Source organism: Rhizobium sp. A22-96 (assembly GCF_053521805.1).
The window spans coordinates 63,661-84,129 of the sequence record NZ_JBNWDQ010000002.1; the positions used below are offsets into that span (position 1 = coordinate 63,661).

The following is a 20,469-nucleotide window of genomic DNA, read 5'->3' on the forward strand; positions in this document are numbered from 1 at the left end:
TACGGAGTATCTCGACATGTTGGACGACATCGCCGGAGCCTATGGCAGCCGTTTCTTTCTCGCAGCCGGCGGGGTTGGCATCGCCCTCCTCGTGCTGATCGGCATTCTTTGGGTCATGCGCAATCGGGCGCCGTCTCCCTTCGTGCGCGGCGGCAAGAATCGCCAGCCGCGCCTGCAGGTGCTGGATGCGGCAGCCGTCGATGCACGTCGCCGTCTTGTGCTTGTCCGGCGCGATGGCGTCGAGCACCTGATCATGATCGGTGGCCCCACGGATATCGTCATCGAATCCGGTATCTCCGATCCCGCGCGGGCAGGAGCATCGACACCGCTCGAAGTCCCCACGGCACTCGAGGACCGGCCGCAGTCACGGAAAAAGGTCGAAGAACTCGACAGCCCTCTCGCCGCGCTTCCGCAACGCCAGCAGACCGTCGAAGACAAGGTCGAAGCCTATCTGCGCGCAGAGCCGACCGTTGCGGCCACGCCAGCACCGATGGCGCGCCCAGCTGAACGCGCCCCCCAGCCCGCAGTTGCACCGCCTCAGCGCGTACAGCCGCCCGCACCCGCAATTACCGAGGCGGAAGCCGCCGACATATTGGACGCCGCACGCCAGGTCGTCCTGCCGGCGCAACCGGCGCGCACAGCTCCCGTCGAGCCGACCATCGAATCGCCGCGTCCAGCGGAAACCGGCAACGACTTCCAACGCGTTCTGGAAGCGGAAATGTCGAAGAACCTGACGGCGGAACGGATCATTCCAAACGTTGCACCGCAGCGCCAGGTCCAGCAGCAGCCGGCCGTCACGCCAGTTGCATCCCAGCCCGGCCCGGCGCAGCGCGTCGACCCTGAACTTGCCCCGATGACCGGAGCTGACAGTGCGCTTCAGAAGGAAGTTGCACGTATCTTCGGTGAAATGAGCGTCAGCCGCGACAAATAATGCACGGCGGAAAACGCGGCCGAATCAAAAAGGCACGACGCATATGCGTCGTGCCTTTTGTTTATAGGTTCCGATCGAAATGGAACGCTTATTCGTCGCGATAGACTTTCTCGCGGCGCTCGTGACGTTCCTGCGCTTCGATCGACAGGGTCGCAATCGGGCGTGCATCGAGACGCTTGAGGCCGATCGGCTCACCTGTCTCTTCACAGTAACCGTAGGTACCCTCGTCGATACGCTGCATTGCAGCATCGATTTTAGAGATGAGTTTCCGCTGGCGGTCGCGAGCTCGAAGCTCGATGGCTCTGTCTGTTTCCGAAGACGCTCGGTCGGCAAGATCGGGATGATTTGCGCTTTCTTCCGCCAGGTGACCCAGCGTCTCACGCGCTTCTCTAAGGATGTCGTTTTTCCAGGCTATCAGCTTTGCTCGGAAATAAGCTCGCTGGTTCAGGTTCATGAACTCCTCGTCTTCCGAGGGCACATAATTACTAAGATCGATCTTCTCACTCAACGCGATTCTCCTGAAGAACATCTCATATCGCGGGGTGTATATCCCAACCGATAGTGTCGATTCAAGCCAAATTGATGCTGTCAACCGATTTTTAAATTTGTCATAAAATTCGGCTAAGCGTCTATTTTTTCACCATATATTGGCAACAGCCCAAATTTGGCAGTTCCGTAACCTTCGCGTGAATGCGCCTTATTTCTCGATTCGGCGGATTACATCGCAGTTGACGGCCCATACGAACAGACGCTACCTCATCGATCGAATCGAGCTTCGGAACTTCATCATGACGACCCTCTCGCCGCCGCCGTCACGGATCTATCTCCTGCGCCATGCCGAGGCCCGGCAGGCCGCGCCTGGACAGAGGGATTTCGACCGTCCCTTGAGCGATAACGGCTATGCCTCAGCGGAGATCGTCGCGGACGAAGTGGCCGACAAAGGCTACAAGCCAGCCCTGATAATCTCATCGACGGCACTTCGCTGTCGCCAGACCGCGGACGCCATGCGTCGCGTCGTCAGCCCCTCCACCGAATTCCGCTTCGTCGATGCCCTTTATAACGGAACGCTGGATATCTACCTCTCCTTGATCGCTTCGCAGACGGATCAGGAGTCGGTCATGCTGGTGGCACATAATCCGATCATCGAGCAGACGCTGGAAGCCTTGATTGGTCACGAGGCCCTGGCTGCCGCCCTTCCGCGTGGCTTTCCGACGGCCGGCCTCGCCGTCATCGACGCGACACCCTCCGGTTGGTCGCTGACGGATTTTGTCACCGAATAGAGATATCAGTCTCGGGCAAGGGCGAGTTGCGCGCCGCGCGGGATGGCTTACCAATATCGCCCCATCTGTTCGGAGCAAGATTCGTTTCCTATATTCACGGTCACGCTGTCACCCAGGGATCCCGCCTTGCCCCCAAGCCTGACCTCCTTTACCGACGACGCTCTCATCGCTTTCGACAATCTCGCTGATCGTGCGACCGGGCTCGTCAGCCCGACAATCCGTCTGGGCGTAACCGGTCTCTCCCGCTCCGGCAAAACCGTCTTCATCTCGTCGCTGGTGCACAATCTGCTGAATGGCGGACGACTCCCACTGTTCGAACCGGTACAGTCAGGCCGCGTTTCCTCTGTCCGCCTGGAGCCTCAGCCGGACGATGCCGTACCACGCTTTCAGTATGAGGATCATATCCGTTCGCTGGTCAAAGAGCGCATATGGCCGGATTCGACACGCGCGATCTCGGAGCTGCGCATCACTCTGGAGTATCAAAGCGCCAGCGGTTGGAACCGGTTGTTCTCGCCCGGCCGCCTTTCCATCGACATCGTCGATTATCCCGGCGAATGGCTGCTCGACCTACCGCTGCTCGGCAAGAATTTCCGCACCTTCAGCGACGAGACACTGGCGCTGGCTGCGACCGGCATTCGTGCGGAACTCTCGCAGGATTGGCTGGCGATGACCGAGAATGCCGACATCGCCGCCCCAGCGGACGAGATGAAGGCGCGTGAGCTTGCGACTGCCTTTGCCTGGTATCTCAAGGCCTGCAAATCCGACGAGCGCTCGCTCTCGACGCTGCCGCCGGGGCGTTTTCTGCTGCCCGGTGATCTCGATGGCTCACCCGCCCTCACCTTTGCGCCGCTGAAACTGCCCGCGGAGGGCAGCGCGCCGAAGGGTTCGCTCTGGGCGATGATGGAACGCCGTTACGAGGCCTATAAATCGGTCGTGGTCAAACCCTTCTTTCGCGAGCATTTCGCCCGGCTCGACCGCCAGATAGTCCTTGTCGACGCGTTGCAGGCCATTAATCGCGGTCCCGAAGCGGTTCAGGATCTCGAGCGCGCGCTGACGGATGTGCTTGCCTGCTTTCGTCCGGGCAACAATTCCTTCTTTTCCTCGCTGCTTGGCCGCCGGATCGATCGCGTGCTGGTGGCAGCCACCAAGGCCGATCATCTGCATCACGAGAGCCATGACCGGCTGGAAGCTCTGACCCGCCGCCTCGTGGAGCGCGCCGTCGAGCGCATCGGGATGGCCGGCGCCGGCATCGAGGTCATGGCCATTGCCTCCGTGCGTGCTACCCGCGAGGCCACGGTGACGCGCGACGGACAGACCCTTCCCGTCATCGTCGGCACCCCGATGGACAAGGAAACGATCGCCGGCGAAATCTTCGACGGCGATCGCAAGACCGCGGTATTTCCCGGCGATCTTCCCGAGAATCCACGCTGGTTGTTCGAAGCCCTTGAATCAGATGGGGCAAAGGTCCACTTGCCGGAGGTGAATGTCGTTCGGTTCCGACCGCCGGAGCTGGATGAAACCGGCAGCGGCATCAAGCTCTCGGTGCCGCATATCCGCCTCGACCGCGCCATGCAGTTCCTGTTCGGAGACCGTCTCGCATGACGAAACCGCCCCCAAACGAGCCAAGCAATATAGCCCGGCGTCCGGCGGCCTTTTCGCTGGAGCCGAGCGATATGGCAGCGAAGACCAGTGCGGAAACGCCGCGCCGCAAGCCGCAAAGCTTCGACACCGAGATTGTCCTGACTGCGGATGAAGACGATCCTTTCATCAACCCTGCCGTTGACCCGACACTTGCCGGGAGTGCCCCAAAACCACGCCGCCGCGGGTTTTCGTTCGGCAAGGTAGCGCTGAGTGCGCTCGGAATTCTGATATCGCTCGCTTTCGGGCTCTGGACCGACCAGCTCATCCGCGACCTGTTCAGCCGCGCCGACTGGCTCGGCTACACCGCCCTTGCCGTGGTTGCTGTCGGCATCCTCGCCGTGCTCGCCATCGTCGTCAGGGAAACTGCCGGCATGATGCGGCTGGCAGCCGTGCAAAACATCAAGGCGGAAGCGGAGGCTGCTATCGTCGAAACGCGCCCCCGTCGAGCCAAGGCATTGGTGAAGCATCTCTGCACTATTCTGGAGGCCAATCCGGAGACTGCACGGGGCCGCGCCACTTTGAAAGCAGCCGAAGACGACATCATCGACGCGCCGCAGCTGATCGACCTTGCAGAGCGCGAGTTGCTTGGGCCGCTCGACCGTCGGGCCAGGGCACTGATCCTCGGCGCATCGAAGCGGGTCTCTGTTGTCACCGCTGTCAGCCCTCGCGCGCTCGTCGACATTCTCTACGTTCTCTACGAGGCGGCGAAACTGGTGCGGGCCATGGCCGAGCTCTATGGCGGCAGGCCCGGCACGCTCGGCATGCTCAGGCTGATGCGCGATGTGCTGGCTCATCTGGCTGTTACGGGCTCCATCGCGGTCGGCGACAGCATCGTGCAGCAATTGATCGGCCACGGGCTCGCCTCCAAGCTTTCAGCACGATTGGGCGAAGGCGTTGTCAACGGCATGATGACGGCGAGAATCGGTATCGCGGCCATGGATCTCTGCCGGCCACTATCCTTCAAGGCGCTGAAGCGGCCAGGCATTGCCGACTTCGCCGGCGACCTCACGCCTGGTGTAACCGGTCGCCAAACGACGTGAACGCCTGTAAATCCGGCTTTACAGGCATAACGAAACCAAGCATTAACCATTCTAGGGCAAAAGTGGGAACTAATTTTACGGTTCCGCCTCGCTAAGGAATGTCCATGTTTTCGCGTCAATTTCTTCTTGTAAGCGGCCTCGCCGCCGCGACCCTCTCTACCGGTACTTGGGTGCAATCGGCCGACGCGGCCCCCCGCGACAAGGCCTTCTTCCAGTCTGTCGCCGGCTCATGGAGCGGTCCAGGCGAGATTGTCGCCGGCAAGTACAAGGGCACGAAGTTCAGCTGCAGCCTTACCGGCAAGCCACTCGACGGCAACAATGCGGGTGTCAAGCTCGACGGCACCTGCCGCGTTGGCGTCTTCCAGCAGCCGATGTCGGCTGAGATCACCCAGAGCGGCGGCTCCTATAGCGGAAAATTCCTGGACGGCGCAGCCGGCAAGGGCCTGGACATCACCTCCGGCACGGTCAATGACGGCACCGTCGTTCTCGGCCTGATCCGCCAGAAGTTGAATGGCGCCATGATCGCCCGCGTTTCCGACAACAAGTCGATGAACGTTACGATTTCGGTAAAGGTCGGCGAGCAGATGGTGCCTGTCATCGGTGTGACGCTGAAGCGTGCCGACATCGATCAGATGGCCGTCGGATCGATCCAGTAGTTCCAGACATTAAGCATATCGCTACAGGCCGGCACATTCTGCCGGCCTTTTTCATTTGATATCAGGCAGATCGCCACCAATCCCGACTCTGATCCGCAACCTCAATCCCTTCGATATCGACGTCCCGCAGCCAGTTCTTGATTGTGCGGCCCTTCACCAAAAGATCGCCCGCGAAATCATCAAGCGGCATCAGCACGAAACCGCGCTCGGTCATCCGCGGATGCGGGATGGTCAGCAGTGGCTCCGCCTGGTCCAGGTCGCCATAGGTCAGGATATCGATGTCGATCGTCCGCGGTCCCCAACGTTCCAGCCGAATCCGTTTCATGTCACGCTCTATATCAAGACAGACGTCAAGCAACGCCTCCGGCGCCAGCGTCGTGTCGACTGCGGCACAGGAATTATAGAATAGAGACTGATCCGTCTTGCCCCAGGGCGGTGTGCGGTAGAGCCGCGAAACCGAAACCACCCGGCAATCATCCCGCCCGTCGAGGGTGCGCAAGGCAAGCGCCATTGCGTGGACGGGATTGTCCAGGTTGCCGCCAAGACCAAGCGTCGCCCGCACGGCTCCGTTTTCAGGCAAAATGCTCAACACTCACCTGTACGTAATCGAGAACACCCGGAACCGGCGCATTCGGCTTGCGCACCGTGATCTTCGCGCGGCGGATACCCGGAAAGCGCTTGCACAATTCCTTGGCTACATCGAGTGCCAGCGCCTCGATCAGATATCGCCGGCGACCGGTGACGATCTCCTCGATAACGGTGAATGCGATGCCGTAATTGACGGTATCGCCGATCGAATCGCGCTCCAGCGCGTCGCCGGCCTCCACATCGAGCTCCGCATCGACAAAGAAGCGCTGCCCGAGGAACTCCTCCTCGTCATGCACGCCATGGCGGGCAAAGAAAGCGCAATTCTGCAGAGTAATGGTGTATGTCACAGCGCTCATGGCGTCCCTCCGTTTCGAACAGGCACAACGGCGTTCGAAAACCGCTCCCTTGGTTCAGGGATCATGCTTTAAGTCTCGCGCGCGTCCTGAGAATAGCATCCGCAACGGCCAACGCATCCCTGTTGATTGCGACATTGTGTACGCGGAATAGGGCTGCTCCCTGCAAACGCAAGATTGTGCTGGTCGCAGCCGTGCCGACATCGCGATCGGCGGCTTCACGCCCCGTGATGGTGCCGACAAATCGCTTGCGCGAGGTGCCCACCAGCAGCGGCAAGTCGAACCGAAGCAGCGCATTGAAACGCGCCATCAATTCCAGATTCTCTTCGGCATTCTCCTTGGCGAAGCCGAAACCGGGATCGAGCACGACATTTTGCCTGCTGACGTCAGCCGCCGCGGCAATGTCGAGCGAGCGGCTGAGGAACAGGATCTGATCGTCGATCACATCGGGCAGTTTCTGCCTGTCGCGACCGGTATGCATGATGCAAAGCCCCGCTCCCGTCTGCGCCGCCACACCAGCTATATCCGGCTCGCGTTGCAGGCCGAAGACATCGTTGACGATATGCGCGCCGGCTCCGATTGCCAGCCGCGCCGTATCAGCCCGATAGGTATCCACCGAGATCAGCGCATCGGTCCTGCTTCGCAATGCCTCGATGACGGGCAGCACCCGCCCCTGCTCCTGGCTGGCGCTGACGGCATCGGCGCCCGGCTTCGTCGATTCTCCACCGATATCGACAATGGCAGCACCGTCAGCGATACAGGCAAGCGCATGTTCAACCGCGGCATCAACAGCCTCGTAGTGGCCGCCATCCGAGAATGAATCCGGCGTCACGTTGACGATAGCCATGATGACGCTCTGTTTGCCGACCTCGATGCTGCGGCCATGCGCGACATGCCAGCTATGGCTGCGAAGCTCCGTCACGAACCGTCCCATCCCATTGAAAATGAAAAAACCTTGCGCTCGATATTGCGCTCACAGTGCCTATGCCGCAAGGTTCGCCGAAGTTCAACATGGTTGCGTCACGAATGCCGCTTGCATCCCATAAGATCAGTATTTCATGCGCCTTGTTGCTCACGCTCTGCATGACTGAAATCGCCCATGCCGAGGTGATCACCCGCAAAACCGTTTCCTATTTCGACATCAAGGGCAGCAGCGCCGACGAGCTTGATGCCGCATTGAACCATCAAGGACCGCTTGCGATGGGTTCCAGCAGCCATCACCCGGGCGCGACGCGAATTCGCTTCGGCGGCAACGCGACCTACAGCGAAGCAAGTGGCCGCTGCTATATTTCCGGCGCCAAGGTCACGGTCGACACCGAAATCATCCTGCCTCGCTGGCGCGACCGGCGCCGTGCAAGCAAGCAGCTCTCCATGATATGGGATACTCTGGCTGCCGACATCCGCCGCCATGAGGATCGCCACGTCGAGATCGCCCGCCAGCACGCCCGGCAGATGGAGCGGCTGATCCTCTCTTTGCCTTCGGCCAGCAATTGCGACGCGCTTCAGGACAAGGCGAATGACGTGACGGCACGCGAAACCGAGCGCCACGATGCCGATCAGGCGCGATTCGATCGCATCGAGGCCATCAACTTCCAGAACCGCATACAGAGATTGCTGTACTATCGCAGCCGCGGAAACAGCCGACAGTAGAGCGCCCCGGGGCGCTCATTCACCCAAAAGACCATCGAAATGTCACGAATTGTGGGAAAAGAGCCACTATTTCTGTGAATCGTCCGGTCATGTCGCTCTTTGAACTTTACGAGAATCTGAAATAGGTTTTTCTTATTAATCACAGAGATAAGTGAACCGGATGATTCGAAAATACCGGACGATATCTCGAAATGGTCGATTTTGAGTGCCTGCGCTGGCGGGTTTGTTCGCTCTTCGGCGCAGTCGGGGTTTGTTTTCCAAAGCATGCGCTAAGTGTTCTCCTGGCGCGTCTTGAAGCCGCAGGCGTTTCCTCCCTTGCCTGTCGGTGATGCGCCCGCCTCGCCTCGCTCGCTGCACTAGCTGAGCGGGGCATCTTTTTGGGGCGGACGGAGAGTTTCAGGTAGAATTAACAGCCCGGATTACGCAGCCAAAGCCGCGTGAACCCGAGCGTTTTTAAGCCTGACGTTCCGGAACATGGACAACGAGCCCGTCAAGAGTGCTCGTCATCTTGATCTGACAGGAGAGCCGCGACGTGGGGCGGACATCGAACGCGAAGTCCAGCATGTCTTCTTCCATCGCCTGCGGACTACCGACCCTCTCTGTCCATTCGTCGTCGACATAGACATGACAGGTGGCACAGGCGCATGCTCCGCCGCATTCCGCCTCAATGCCCGGAACGGAGTTGCGTACGGCGTTTTCCATTACGGTGGAGCCGTCGTCGACATTGAGGTCAAAACGGGTGCCGTCAAAGGCGACGATGGTCAATTGGGTCATTTAGATGAATTCCGAAATTCGTGAGTAAAGGACGATCCGGAATTTTACTTCCAACAATTCGCTGGGGCAGTCAACATTTGCGCCGCCGAAACGGATTTCCCGCTTGGCGGCGCAACGATGCATTTGCAGGCTTTCGAAAGGATCAGCTCAGCGCGACAGCTTCAGAATGAAGTTCTCTGCCTCGATGACGCATGTGGTGACGGCCGCCATATGGGTCGCGTCGCTACCATCGTTTTCCAGAGCGCCCGCCGCGTCCGCGACACGAAAGGCGCCGACTGCGCTTGCTGCGCCCTTCAGCTTGTGGGATGCCGCATGGATGCGGTTGGCATCGCCGCTGCCGATCTCCTGCAGACAGGACCGGGCCTGCCGGGCAAACATCTGCAGCACCTCGACTTCGAGAGCCTTGTCGCCCATGGTCTGCTTTGCGAGATGGACGAGATCGATCGCCCGCTCCCTTGATGGGGTCGGCCCGCGTGAATTATCCGGAGATTCAAATGCAATATTCAGTGCTGCCATGTGCCAACGCTCCCGTCCTTAACCTGTGACTGTTTTAGCGACCTGCCGCATAGTTGCGGTCTTGGCATGGCCATCGAGTTAAATTTTGGCACATTGAGGGCGTAAAACTCACGACATGGTTAACGCGCGTTAAACATGCCCAGAATATTGGATTTTCATGCGCTTGAACACGCCAGGAAGGTTAATCGCATCTTAACGATCCACTGACTTTACAGTGGAATTAATTGTCATGACTGGGGGAATGTGTCACTACGATACGGCTAGATTGGGTTTATGGCGCATGCCTTTGCCCAGGAAGTGGATGATGGTAATGTTTTCATAACATCCGTTTGAAAAACCAGTTATCCACTCTGAAATGTAATGGGAAATCCAGCCTCGATATTTATCGAAGACGGAGGACCCCACGGGAGGCAGGGTTCGTCTTTTCTGGATACGGCGGAATTTCCGGAAACGACACGGCAAGCCCGAGTGAGTTGTAACGAGGCGTAACCGCATGGCGAACAAAAAGTACATCGAGTCGGTCGAGGACAAGGCCTTTCAGGCATTGGACGAAGCTTTGCAGATCGATTTCAGTGACGAGAACTTGGAGTCTCGCAGCGGTCCCACGCCTGATGTCCCGGAGCGAAAAGTGTCTGAACCGCCGAAACAGCCGATGAAGCAGACCAAGGACGATGCAGCCCGCCAGGCTGGCAGCGCACGAAGCGCGGCCGCCCCTGCCGCAACGCCCCGCCCCGCCGAGGCACCGAAAAGCCCAAACCTTGCCGCAGCAAACGACGGCAACCGGGCGAGCCCCGCCAGCCTCCTGAAGGCTTTGGATAGCGGCTCTCAGAGCCATGCGGTTCGCAATGCCACGATCTTTTCGCTATTCTGGATCATCGGCGGTGCCGGCCTCGCCTTCCTGCTTTATGGCGCGCAGATCCGAAACATCCAATCCGTAGCCGATCTTGTCGCCCTTCCCGGCGTCATCGCCTGCATTGTCGGGATCGTCATACCCGTCCTCATGTTCTACGCATTCGGCATGATGATCTCGCGGGCGCACGACATGCGCAACGCCGCCCGCTCCATGGCGGAAGTGGCGCTGCGCCTCGTCGAGCCTGAAACCGTCGCCTCGGATCGCATCATGACCGTCGGTCAGGCAGTGCGTCGTGAAGTCTCGGCCATGAATGAGGGCATCGAGCGCACGATTGCGCGCGCCACCGAGCTGGAAACCCTCGTCCATTCCGAAGTCAACGCGCTCGAGCGCAGCTATGCCGACAACGAATTGCGCGTGCGCGGCCTCGTCCACGAACTCGGCACCGAGCGCGATGCGATCGTCAATCACGCCGAGCGGATTCGCTCCTCCATCTCCGGCGTCCACGACCAGATCAAGGAAGATCTGTCGCTGGCGACTGAAGAGATCGCCGTACGCCTGTCTACATCGGGCGAAGCCTTTGCCTCGATGATCGATACGCGCGCTGCAGCGCTGATGGAAAAATCCGATTCCGCCGTTCAGGCGCTCGGAACCCTGCTCGCAGCCAAGACCGACAGCCTGCTGCAGAACCTCAACGCTTCGGGCCTCGCCCTCAGCCACGAGTTCGATTCACGTCTGGACGCCCTTTCGTCGACGCTTGGCGAACGCGGCAAGGAACTGCTCGGCCAATTTGAAACCCGCGCCTCGACGCTGGATGCGAATACGGAAAAGCTGAACAACGCCCTCAACGAGCGCGCCCGCCAGCTCAACGAAACGCTGGTCGCCCGCACCAGGGAAATCAGCGAGAGCCTCACAGGCGGCGAACGCTCGATCACCGGCACGCTGGATACTGTGCTGGCCAAGCTCAATACGTCTCTTGACGAAAAGGGTGCCAGCTTCCGACAGAGCCTGCAATCGACCGCCGATGACACCATGATGGACATCGACCTTCGTTCCGGCTTCTTCGAGGAGCGTTTCCAGTCGACGATCGCGCAGCTTTCGACGACCTTCGACGAGCATGTCTCGGAATTCACCTCTGCCTTCGACAAGCGTGCCGGCACGCTCGACAGCAAGCTTTCGGAAAGCCTTGCGCGGATCAATCAATCCCTGGGCAGCAACTCGGAAGCTATCGAAGGCATTCTGACCTCCAGCATCGAACGTCTCGGGTCTTCTCTCACCGACCAGTCATTCGCACTCGCGACCACTCTGGCCACCGGCCAGGAAGTACTGGAAAGCGCCATCGGCTCCAGGGCTGGCGAGATCACCTCTGCGCTGCAGAATGCCACCAGCGGCATCTCTTCCGCCCTCACCTCGGGTACGGGCGAACTGAACGCTGCGCTGACCACCCACGCAAGCACCTTTACCAATGCAGTCCAGGGCGTGACACGGGATGTCTCCGCTGCCCTGCAGAGCGGCACGGAAGAACTCACCACGGCTTTCACCGGCCGCGCCAGCGAGATAAACAACACGCTCTCGTCTCGTACCAGCGAGATCACTCAGGCCCTGGGTTCCGCCCATGAGCGCATCGACGCCGTCATGGCGTCTCGCAGCACGGCCCTATTCGGTGCTCTTGCCGACAATCAGTCGCGCTTCGAACAGACACTGGCCGAACGCTCGGAACGCATCGTCAGCGCCGTCAGCGGTTCGCACGAGCATTTGACTGCCGCGCTCGACGAGCGCACGTCGATGCTGGCTATCTCGCTTGCGGAAAACCAGCTTCGTCTCGAAAACACGCTATCAAGCCGCGCCGACGCCATCACCGGCGCCATTGCCGAGACGCATGGCAAACTCGCCGATACGCTCGACGACAAGACGATGGCCCTTGCCATTGCTCTCTCCGAAAGCCAGTCGCGACTGGAAGATACCGTCTCCGGACATGCCGAGCAGGTCGCCGGCACCATGGATGAAAAGACCAAGGCACTTGCCCGCGCCCTCGCCGAGGGTCATGCACGCCTGGAAAGCACCGTGTCAGGTCACGCCGAAACCGTCACTAATGCGCTCGACGACCGGACCATGGCGCTTGCCATCGCCCTTTCCGAAAGCCAGGCGCGACTGGAAGAAACCGTCGCAGGTCATGCTGAGCGCGTTGCAGATACGCTTGACGGCAAGACCGGCGCACTGGCGGCTGCCTTGACCAGCGGACAAACCCGCCTTGAGGAAACACTCTCCAATCGCGCCGAAGAGATCATCAAGGCTTTTGCCGGCAATCATGCCGCTCTGGCTGACGCGCTTGACGACCGGACAATGGCGCTTGCCATAGCTCTCTCAGAAAGCCAGTCCCGCCTGGAAGACACGGTTTCCGGTCACGCCGAGCGCGTCGCCGATACGCTGGAAGGCAAGACAAGAGCACTTTCCGACGTTCTGACGAACGGTCAATCTCGTCTCGAAGCAACGCTGGCCAACCGTGCGGAAGCCATCACCAACGCATTCGCCGGCAATCACGCCGCCATTGGCGATGCGCTGGATGACAAGGCCATGGCCCTGGCCATTTCGCTTTCCGACACCCAGTCTCGCCTTGAAGACGCTCTTTCCAGCCGCCTGGATGCACTCTCCAATACGGTCGCCGGCACTCATGACAAGATCGTCAACAGCCTCGACGACAGAACGATGGCACTGGCAATCGCTCTCTCCGAGAACCAGGCGAAGCTCGAGGAAACCCTGACGAACAGCGCCCAGGCCATCGCTCACACCGTGGCAAGCGGCCATGACGCGCTGACCAACACGCTCGACGACAAAAGCATGGCCTTTGCAATCTCACTTGCCGAGAACCAGAGCCGCTTTGAAGGCGCCCTGGAATCGCGTGCCAACGCCCTGCTCGACAGCGTCTCCGGCGCGGAATCCCGCGTGGCTGGCGCCTTCGGCGACAAGGCGGATGCCATTCGCGCCGCCTACACCGAAAATCAGGATCGCCTTGATCGCTCGCTTGCAGCCCATACGGAATCTCTGTCGGGATTGCTCAACAGCGGCACGGACAGGGTCGAGAATGCACTTGGCAGCACGACACGCCAACTCGAAGATACGCTCGGCACGGGCCTGTCTCAGATGGATCAGAACCTGGCCTCTGCTTACGAGCGCATGCGCTCGACGCTGGAAGACCGCAGCAACGCCATCAGCCTGACGCTGCGTGATGCGCACGCTCAGATCGACAATACGCTGATGGAGCAGACGACCAACATCGGGACGTCGATTGCCACTAGCGCCAGCATGCTCGAAATGTCGCTCGAAGACCGTGAGGCTTCGCTGCGCCAGACCATCGACGCAAGCGCAAGAGTATTGGAAGAACGCCTCAGCAGCGGTGCCGGCGACGTTGCCGGCCGCATTCAGCAGGCAGCAGGCGATATCGCACGCTCGGCAGAAAGCTTCTCGTCCAACCTCAACCAGTCGATCGACGGCATGACCAGCCGTTTCGCCGACACTGGTTCGCGCGTCGAAGCCAGCCTGTCTGCTCTCGAGAGCCGCATCCACGAAGGTGTGACCGGCGTTACCGCCCAGGTCGATGCGGCAGGCAATCGCCTGTCCGAGACCTTGGCAACGGGTGCTGCTCAGATCGATCATAGCGGCAGCGAAGCCGCTGCTCGCATCGAGGAACGCCTGTCAACCATGGATCGCGCGCTCAATGTCGGCCTCGAAGCCGTCAACCGCACGATCGAAGGCAAGGCCGCCAATCTCGCGACAACGCTGCGCACCGCCGTTGCCGATGCCGCCCAGGGCATGGACGGCGAGGCAACGCGCACGGCCGACCTGCTTGCCAGCACTGGCCAGCAGTTCGCCGATAATCTCGGCAGCCACAGCGATGCGTTCACACGCGCCATGACCGAGCGTTCCGACGACCTCGTCAGCCGCGTCTCTGAAACGCAGAGCCGCTTGGCGAGCCAGGCGGCAGCCGTCGCCCAGACCTTCTCTGAAGCAGGCAATGCAATCGTCAACAAGGTTGCCGAAGCCGAAGGCCTCGTCAGCAACCAGGTCAACACGATCTCGCAGGCCCTGTCATCGGCCGAGCAATCGCTGGAAGCCCGTGGTGCCGCCATCCGCAACACGCTTGCCGGTGGCAGCGAGCAAATCGCCTCCACCATGTCCCAGGTTGAGAAGGCACTTGAAGAGCGCGGCACCGCCATCCGCGCCGCGCTGGAAGACCGTGCCCGCGAAATCGATGCCACGCTGACAGATGTCGACAAGGCACTGGAAGCGCGCGGCGCATCGATCCGCACCTCGCTCGACGAGCGCACCCGCGAACTGAACTCGATGCTGGCCGGACGCTCGACGGAACTGTCGCGCCTGATCGACGAGAAGGCCCGCCCGATTGTCGACCGCTATGCTGCAACGGGTCAGGAAGCCGCAGCCCTCATCTCGGCCGCCGCCCAGGAAAGCACGGAGCGCCTGCGCGCCGAAAACGCCGCCCTGATCAATGCCATCGCATCGCGCACCGAACATGCGGTCACCACCGTCAGCGCGCTCGAAAACAACCTGCTGGCAAGCGTCAACGGCATCATCGCCCGCTTGGCCGAAAACAACTCGGCGATCACCGGCCTGCTCAGCAACGCTGCAGCCGAATATGCAAGCGTCGATGATCGTCTCACCGCGACCTCTGTCCGTTTTGCAGACTCCGCCGCCAAGGCCGGCGAAATGGTTTCGGCCTCCAGCCGCCTCCTCGAAGGCAAGGTCGACAAGCTCTCGGAAATCACCGGCCAGACCCTGTCGCAGGTCGGCAGCATCGTCGGCCGCTTCGACGATCACTCCAAGGTGCTGACGCAGGCTTCCGCGCTTCTGGGTGCTGCCCAGTCGAACCTGGTGTCGACACTGGAAGAGCGCGAAACTGCCCTGCAGAACCTGGCGGTCGGCCTCGTTCAACGCTCGGAAGAAATCGAAAACACCATGCGCGCCCTCGGCACCATGGTCGAGACCGCCTTCGACCGCGCCGAACAGCGCTCCAACCAGGTCACCGGCAATCTGCGCCAGGGCGTGCAGTCTTCGTTCGCGGATATCGGTCGTGTTCTCTCCGAAGTGGAGAAACGCGCCGAGGATGCCGCGGAAGGCATGCGCGGCACACTTCAGAAGGCCGGCGAGGAAGCAAGCCAGGCCGTGGAAAGCACCTTTGCCAGCGCCGAGCGTCGCTCCAACGATCTGACCAACCGTCTGCGCGGCGGCCTCACGGCTTCGCTGTCCGAAGTCGAGCAGATGTTCGCGGAAGCCGGAAAGACCTCCGATGGCGCTGCCGAACAGCTTCGCGAGACCTTGCGCGTCGCCGTCGACGATGCCGTGGTTCGTTTTGCCGGGGCAACCGACGAGATCCGCCGTTCGGCCGGGGATATCCGCAGGGAACTCGACATGACCCGCAGCGAGTTGAAGCGCGGTGCCTTCGATCTTCCGGAAGAAGCCAAGGAAAGCGCCGCCGCCATGCGCCGCGCCGTCGCCGAACAGATCAAGGCCCTGCAGGACATCTCGCAGATTGTCGGCCGCTCGACGCAGCAGCTGGAAATCTCCGAACCCTCGGCCCGTGCATTGGCAAATCCGCAGCCGGCCCAGCGCCCGCAGCCGGCGGCACCTGCTCAGACTGTAGCCGCCGCTCCCGCTCCCAGGCCGCAACAGCCTGCGCCTCAGCAGCCCGCTCCTGCTCCCCAGCAGAGCGTGCAGCAGCCGGCACCACAGCCACAGCAGCCTTCGATCGAATCCCTTGGCTTGCGCGGCTCCATTCCCGCCGAACGCCCGGCCGTGCAGCCGCAGCGCCCGTTAGAGACGCCTGCTCCGGCCCGTCAGGAAACGGCCGGCGGCGGTTGGATCAGCGACCTCCTGCGCGGCGCCTCGCGTGACGAGAATGCCGACCTGCCGCCCGCTCGCCAGGCTGCGCCACGTGCACAGACGGAAGCGGCACCCGCTCCCGTCGCCCGCAATCCGCGCCATGTCGTGGAATCTCTGAACTCGCTCTCGGTCGATATCGCCCGCGCTATCGATCACGACGCCTCGGTCGATCTGTGGCGCCGCTACCAGCGCGGCGAGCGCGATGTCTTCACCCGCCGCCTCTATACGCTCAAGGGCCAACAGACATTCGACGAGATCAAGCGCAAGTATGATCGCGAGCCGGAATTCCGCACCGCGGTCGATCGCTACATCGCCGATTTCGAAAAGCTGCTTGCCGACGTTGCCCGCACCGATCGCGACCGCACCGTCACGCAATCCTATCTGACCTCGGATACCGGCAAGGTCTACACCATGCTGGCCCACGCGGCTGGCCGCCTGAGCTGAGATAGACAAAAGACGAATGCTCAATCCCCGGTCTCAAGCCGGGGATTTTGATTCAAGCCGATAGCAATGAGCGCGATAAAAAAGGCGGCCTCGAGGGCCGCCATTTCTCATCCCGATATCATGTCGAAGCTAGCGAGCCTCATGCACCTTGGAAATCAGGCCGCTGGTGATGCCCACGAGAAGGATGCTGCCGTTGATGCGAACCCAATGATAGCCGCGCGGCGGCGCCGTCAGATGGTTGGCGCGAAAATCGATCTCGGTGGCGCGGCGGCGATCGGAAGCCGACAGACGACGACCCTTGACCCAGCCGCCCTTGCGGACAACCACCCTCTTCTTCACCACATCCTTCTCAACCGCGGCTGGCTTGTTGGCAGGCGGCGCTTGCTTGACTTGAGCTTCCGCAGCCAACGGCATCGCCAGGATGGACGCCGCCAGAAGGACGGTGAAGAGTCTTTTCATTGGTTGTTTCCTCGATTCAGAATTTGCGCGCGAACTTATCCTCACGGACATGAAGCGAATCTGACGGTTGGGTTACAATTCTGTAATGAAAACGCTGATCTTGTGTGGATATTCTCGAATATCGCTGTAGGTAGCGCTACCAGGCCCAGCGTCGGCCATGCCCGGATACTTCCGCTTTCCGCAAGCGCCGACGGTAACCTCGGCACATTTCCTTCGCAAGCCGGATATTTTCGTCAGGCAAACGCCTGCGGCGCACCCGCGCCGGCGCGGCCCCAGCACAGACAAACAAAAACGCCCGGAACCAGGTTCCGGGCGTTTCAGGATGATCAATCCCGCTCGGCTGATTTGGCCCAGAGATTGACGTCGGCCTCGCGGGCGTAGACATCGATCTCCTTCAGCTCTTCGGCCGTGAATTCGAGATTGTCGAGCGCCTTGACGCAATCGACGATCTGCGAGGAACGGCTTGCGCCGATCAGCGCCGAAGTGATCCGGCCACCGCGCAGAACCCAGGCGATCGCCATCTGCGCCAATGTCTGGCCGCGCTTCTCAGCGATCTCGTTGAGCTTCTGGATGTTCTCGATGATCGACGGACGAATGAAGTCGCGCTTCAGGAAGTGGTTCTGGGCGGCACGGCTATCCTGCGGAATGCCACCGAGATACTTCGTCGTCAGCATGCCCTGTGCAAGCGGCGAGAAGACGATCGACCCGACGCCGAGATCTTCCAGCGTATCGACCAGGCCGTCATCCTCGACCCAGCGATTGAGCATGGAATAGCTCGGCTGATGGATCAGGCACGGCGTGCCGAGATCCCTGAGGATGGCCGCCGCCTCGCGCGTGCGCTGCGAGTTGTAGGAGGAGATGCCGACATAGAGCGCCCTGCCCGAACGGACGATATGATCGAGCGCGCCACAGGTTTCCTCCAGCGGCGTATCCGGGTCGAAGCGGTGGGAATAGAAGATGTCGACATAGTCGAGGCCCATGCGCTTCAGGCTCTGGTCGCAGGAAGCGATCAGATACTTGCGGCTGCCCCACTCGCCGTAGGGACCCGGCCACATGTCGTAGCCGGCCTTGGACGAAATGATCAGCTCATCGCGCAGGCCGGCGAATTCGGTGCGCAGGATCTCGCCGAAAGCGGTCTCGGCGCTGCCGGGAGGCGGGCCGTAATTGTTGGCAAGATCGAAATGGGTAATGCCGAGATCGAACGCCGTGCGGCACATGTCGATCTTGCGGTCATGCGGGGTATCACCGCCGAAATTGTGCCAAAGCCCCAGCGAAACCGCCGGCAGCTTCAGGCCGGAACGGCCGACCCTGTTGTATTTCATTTTCGCATAGCGGTCGGTTGCCGGTTGCCAAGCCATGATGATTATTCCTTCGAGATGAAAAAACGCGCGGGTTGTTCACCCGCGCGCAAACTAGCTTTTCCTGCGCTTACTTCAAGAGCGCTTGCGCCTCTTCGATGCCGAGTGCCGCCGGCTGCGTGCAGGTGGTGGTCAGATCGATGAAGCGGTTTTCTGCACCCGATCTCAGGATCGACGTCATGACGTCAACACCGTGCAGCGTGCGGTCGAGCGAGCAACGCGCATCGCGACCTTCGATCAGTGACGCTGCCATGTCGGCAAGACCGGCTGTGCGGTAGTTGGCGCGAGCGCCGCTCGGGCTTTCCTGGTTGGCGATGCCGAAAGGATGCGCCCAGTTCTCAAGCGGCTTGATGTCCTTGTCGCGGCCGCTGGCCTCGACGGTACCGCCGAAGAAGTTCGGGTCTGGCACATAGAGCGAACCCTCGGTGCCGTAGAGCTCCATATTGGCATGGCGGTGCGACCAGACATCCCAGCTCGCGGTGAGCGTGATGTTAGCGCCGCTGACGAACTCCAGCAGTGCCTGGATCGTCGTCGGCGTCTTCACCGGGATGGTCTCGCCATTGCGCGGCTGGCTGGTGATGGTGCGGGTTTCCGATGCCATGGACGTCATGGCACCAACACGCTTCACTGGCCCGATTAGGTTGATCAGGTTGGCGATGTAATAGGGACCGAGGTCGAGGATCGGGCCGCCGCCGGGCAGGAAGAAGAAGTCCGGGTTCGGATGCCACATTTCCATGCCCGGGCTCATGACATGGCAGGAGCCCGAGGTGATGCGACCGATACCGCCGTCATCGATGAACTTACGCGCAAGCTGATGCGCGCCGCCGAGGAAGGTATCGGGAGCGCAGCCGACGGCCAGCCCCTTTTCCTTGGCGATCCGCCGCAGTTCCTCGCCCTGCTCCAGGGTGAGTACCAGCGGCTTTTCGGAGTAAGCATGTTTTCCGGCTTCGAGAATACGCTTGGAAACCGGGAAATGCGCGTCCGGAATGGTCAAGTTGACGATAACGTCCAGCTCGTCATTGGCGAGCAGTTCGTCGATGGTCTGGGCCTTGACCTTGTATTCCTCGGCGCGCGCACGCGCCGCATCCATGTTGATATCTGCGCATGCCAACACCTTCAGGCCCTTGAAGAGCGGTGAAAGCGAGAAGTAGGTCGTTGAGATGTTGCCGCATCCGATGATGCCGACGCCAAGTTCCTTAGCCATGTGGAAGTGCCTCAAAAGCTCTTGAAGGATGCGATGGAGCGGGTGATCAGACGATCGACGTCGCTCGGATTGTCATGCTCGATAACGTAGTGCTTGGCCTTGGTGCCGGCCAGCGCCTTGATGAGCTTTGCCCAGGGAACCGTACCATATCCAAGGTCGGACCAGCCGTCTTCATTCTTGTTCTCGCCAGCCGGTGCGATGTCCTTGACGTGAACGGCTGTGATGCGTGAAGCGAGCGCTTCGATCACGCCCCAGGGATCGCCGCCGCCACGGATGACCCAGGCGATATCGGCTTCCCAGGAGATATCCGGAGCGCCTTCGAAGATCTGCTCGATCGGCAGCGAGCCGTCGGCCTGCTTGACGAATTCGAAATCGTGATTGTGCCAGCCGAATTCGAAGCCTGCGTCCTTGTAGGGCTTGCTCATTTCCTGCAGGCGCTTGCCGAATGCCAGCCAGCCGGCTGCATCCTTCGGGCGCTCGTCGGCGCCGATATGCGGCGCGTAGATCGAGTCCATGCCGAGCGTCCTGGCGATCGTGAGTGCCTTCTCTACCTGCCCGTCGAGGAAGTCGGGGCTGAAGTGGCCGCTCGCCATCACCAGGCCATTCTTGTCGAGCTCGGCGCGCAGGCTCTTCAGGCCCGCCTCGTCCAGATCGGCATAAATGCCGCCAAAGCCTTCGACCTCGGCGTAGCCGGCCTTGCCGAGCTTGACGAAGATCTCCGAATAGGGCTGAAAATTGCGGGCGCTATAAAGCTGAAATCCAAGTTTCGTCATCGATAGTCCTCCAATGGCCTCCCGGCCGTCTGTCTTGGGCTTGTCGCCCCGAAAACG

Annotated in this window: 17 protein-coding genes; 7 read left to right on the forward strand and 10 right to left on the reverse strand. The window is 60.8% G+C overall.

Going from position 1 to position 20,469, the window contains the following annotated elements:
* The first annotated feature begins 16 nt into the window (after window positions 1-16).
* A complete protein-coding gene (locus tag ACQZ6F_RS06800; RefSeq protein ID WP_449092341.1) occupies window positions 17-931 on the forward strand; it encodes a flagellar biosynthetic protein FliO in 915 nt (304 codons plus the stop codon).
* A gap of 88 nt (window positions 932-1,019) precedes the next feature.
* Here the strand turns inward: ACQZ6F_RS06800 and dksA are convergent, their stop codons facing one another.
* Window positions 1,020-1,439: an RNA polymerase-binding protein DksA gene (gene dksA / locus ACQZ6F_RS06805; RefSeq protein WP_034477403.1), complete on the reverse strand. Its 420-nt coding sequence runs from the start codon at window positions 1,437-1,439 to the stop codon at window positions 1,020-1,022.
* 280 nt (window positions 1,440-1,719) lie between these two features.
* On the opposite strand from dksA, the gene ACQZ6F_RS06810 reads away from it, so the two are divergent.
* The 4 genes from ACQZ6F_RS06810 (at window position 1,720) to ACQZ6F_RS06825 (ending at window position 5,548) form a co-directional block, all read left to right on the forward strand.
* A complete protein-coding gene (locus tag ACQZ6F_RS06810; protein ID WP_449092340.1) occupies window positions 1,720-2,211 on the forward strand; it encodes a SixA phosphatase family protein in 492 nt (163 codons plus the stop codon).
* A gap of 126 nt (window positions 2,212-2,337) precedes the next feature.
* Complete coding sequence (locus ACQZ6F_RS06815; RefSeq protein ID WP_449092339.1) at window positions 2,338-3,813, forward strand: YcjX family protein; 1,476 nt, start codon at window positions 2,338-2,340, stop codon at window positions 3,811-3,813.
* On the forward strand, window positions 3,810-4,892 hold the full coding sequence (locus ACQZ6F_RS06820; RefSeq protein ID WP_449092338.1) for a YcjF family protein: 1,083 nt from the start codon (window positions 3,810-3,812) through the stop codon (window positions 4,890-4,892). Before ACQZ6F_RS06815 ends, ACQZ6F_RS06820 begins: the two co-directional genes overlap by 4 nt.
* A gap of 104 nt (window positions 4,893-4,996) precedes the next feature.
* A complete protein-coding gene (locus ACQZ6F_RS06825) occupies window positions 4,997-5,548 on the forward strand; it encodes a hypothetical protein (RefSeq protein WP_077472686.1) in 552 nt (183 codons plus the stop codon).
* A gap of 61 nt (window positions 5,549-5,609) precedes the next feature.
* Here the strand turns inward: ACQZ6F_RS06825 and folK are convergent, their stop codons facing one another.
* From folK to folP, 3 genes are all read right to left on the reverse strand, one after another.
* Entirely contained in the window at window positions 5,610-6,128 is a 519-nt protein-coding gene (folK, locus tag ACQZ6F_RS06830) for a 2-amino-4-hydroxy-6-hydroxymethyldihydropteridine diphosphokinase (protein WP_449092411.1), read from the reverse strand.
* Complete coding sequence (folB, locus tag ACQZ6F_RS06835; protein WP_068387327.1) at window positions 6,121-6,492, reverse strand: dihydroneopterin aldolase; 372 nt, start codon at window positions 6,490-6,492, stop codon at window positions 6,121-6,123. Before folB ends, folK begins: the two co-directional genes overlap by 8 nt.
* A gap of 61 nt (window positions 6,493-6,553) precedes the next feature.
* The gene (gene folP / locus ACQZ6F_RS06840) at window positions 6,554-7,423 is read right to left on the reverse strand and encodes a dihydropteroate synthase (RefSeq protein ID WP_449092337.1); all 870 of its coding nucleotides are present in this window, start codon (window positions 7,421-7,423) and stop codon (window positions 6,554-6,556) included.
* A gap of 92 nt (window positions 7,424-7,515) precedes the next feature.
* Between folP and ACQZ6F_RS06845 the strand changes: the two genes are divergently transcribed.
* Window positions 7,516-8,139 (forward strand): DUF922 domain-containing protein, encoded by a 624-nt coding sequence (locus ACQZ6F_RS06845; protein WP_077472734.1) that lies wholly within the window; start codon window positions 7,516-7,518, stop codon window positions 8,137-8,139.
* A gap of 453 nt (window positions 8,140-8,592) precedes the next feature.
* Here ACQZ6F_RS06845 and ACQZ6F_RS06850 read toward each other — a convergent pair whose 3' ends face one another.
* Together ACQZ6F_RS06850 and ACQZ6F_RS06855 are read right to left on the reverse strand one after the other, a co-directional pair.
* Window positions 8,593-8,913 (reverse strand): 2Fe-2S iron-sulfur cluster-binding protein, encoded by a 321-nt coding sequence (locus tag ACQZ6F_RS06850; RefSeq protein ID WP_068388012.1) that lies wholly within the window; start codon window positions 8,911-8,913, stop codon window positions 8,593-8,595.
* A gap of 147 nt (window positions 8,914-9,060) precedes the next feature.
* Window positions 9,061-9,429, reverse strand: a complete 369-nt coding sequence (locus ACQZ6F_RS06855; protein ID WP_068387331.1) for an Hpt domain-containing protein — start codon at window positions 9,427-9,429, stop codon at window positions 9,061-9,063.
* A 493-nt stretch (window positions 9,430-9,922) separates the two neighbouring features.
* Here ACQZ6F_RS06855 and ACQZ6F_RS06860 point away from each other — a divergent pair, with 493 nt between their 5' ends.
* Window positions 9,923-16,618: an apolipoprotein A-IV repeat region-like domain-containing protein gene (locus ACQZ6F_RS06860; protein ID WP_449092336.1), complete on the forward strand. Its 6,696-nt coding sequence runs from the start codon at window positions 9,923-9,925 to the stop codon at window positions 16,616-16,618.
* A 129-nt stretch (window positions 16,619-16,747) separates the two neighbouring features.
* Here ACQZ6F_RS06860 and ACQZ6F_RS06865 read toward each other — a convergent pair whose 3' ends face one another.
* The 4 genes from ACQZ6F_RS06865 to ACQZ6F_RS06880 form a co-directional block, all read right to left on the reverse strand.
* The gene (locus ACQZ6F_RS06865; protein ID WP_068387336.1) at window positions 16,748-17,077 is read right to left on the reverse strand and encodes an RcnB family protein; all 330 of its coding nucleotides are present in this window, start codon (window positions 17,075-17,077) and stop codon (window positions 16,748-16,750) included.
* Window positions 17,078-17,403: 326 nt separating this feature from the next.
* Window positions 17,404-18,435, reverse strand: coding sequence for an L-glyceraldehyde 3-phosphate reductase (mgrA, locus tag ACQZ6F_RS06870; protein WP_449092335.1), 1,032 nt, complete (start codon window positions 18,433-18,435; stop codon window positions 17,404-17,406).
* Window positions 18,436-18,505: 70 nt separating this feature from the next.
* Complete coding sequence (locus ACQZ6F_RS06875) at window positions 18,506-19,639, reverse strand: Gfo/Idh/MocA family protein (protein WP_449092334.1); 1,134 nt, start codon at window positions 19,637-19,639, stop codon at window positions 18,506-18,508.
* An 11-nt stretch (window positions 19,640-19,650) separates the two neighbouring features.
* Entirely contained in the window at window positions 19,651-20,412 is a 762-nt protein-coding gene (locus ACQZ6F_RS06880; RefSeq protein WP_449092333.1) for a sugar phosphate isomerase/epimerase family protein, read from the reverse strand.
* Between the last annotated feature and the right edge of the window lie 57 nt (window positions 20,413-20,469).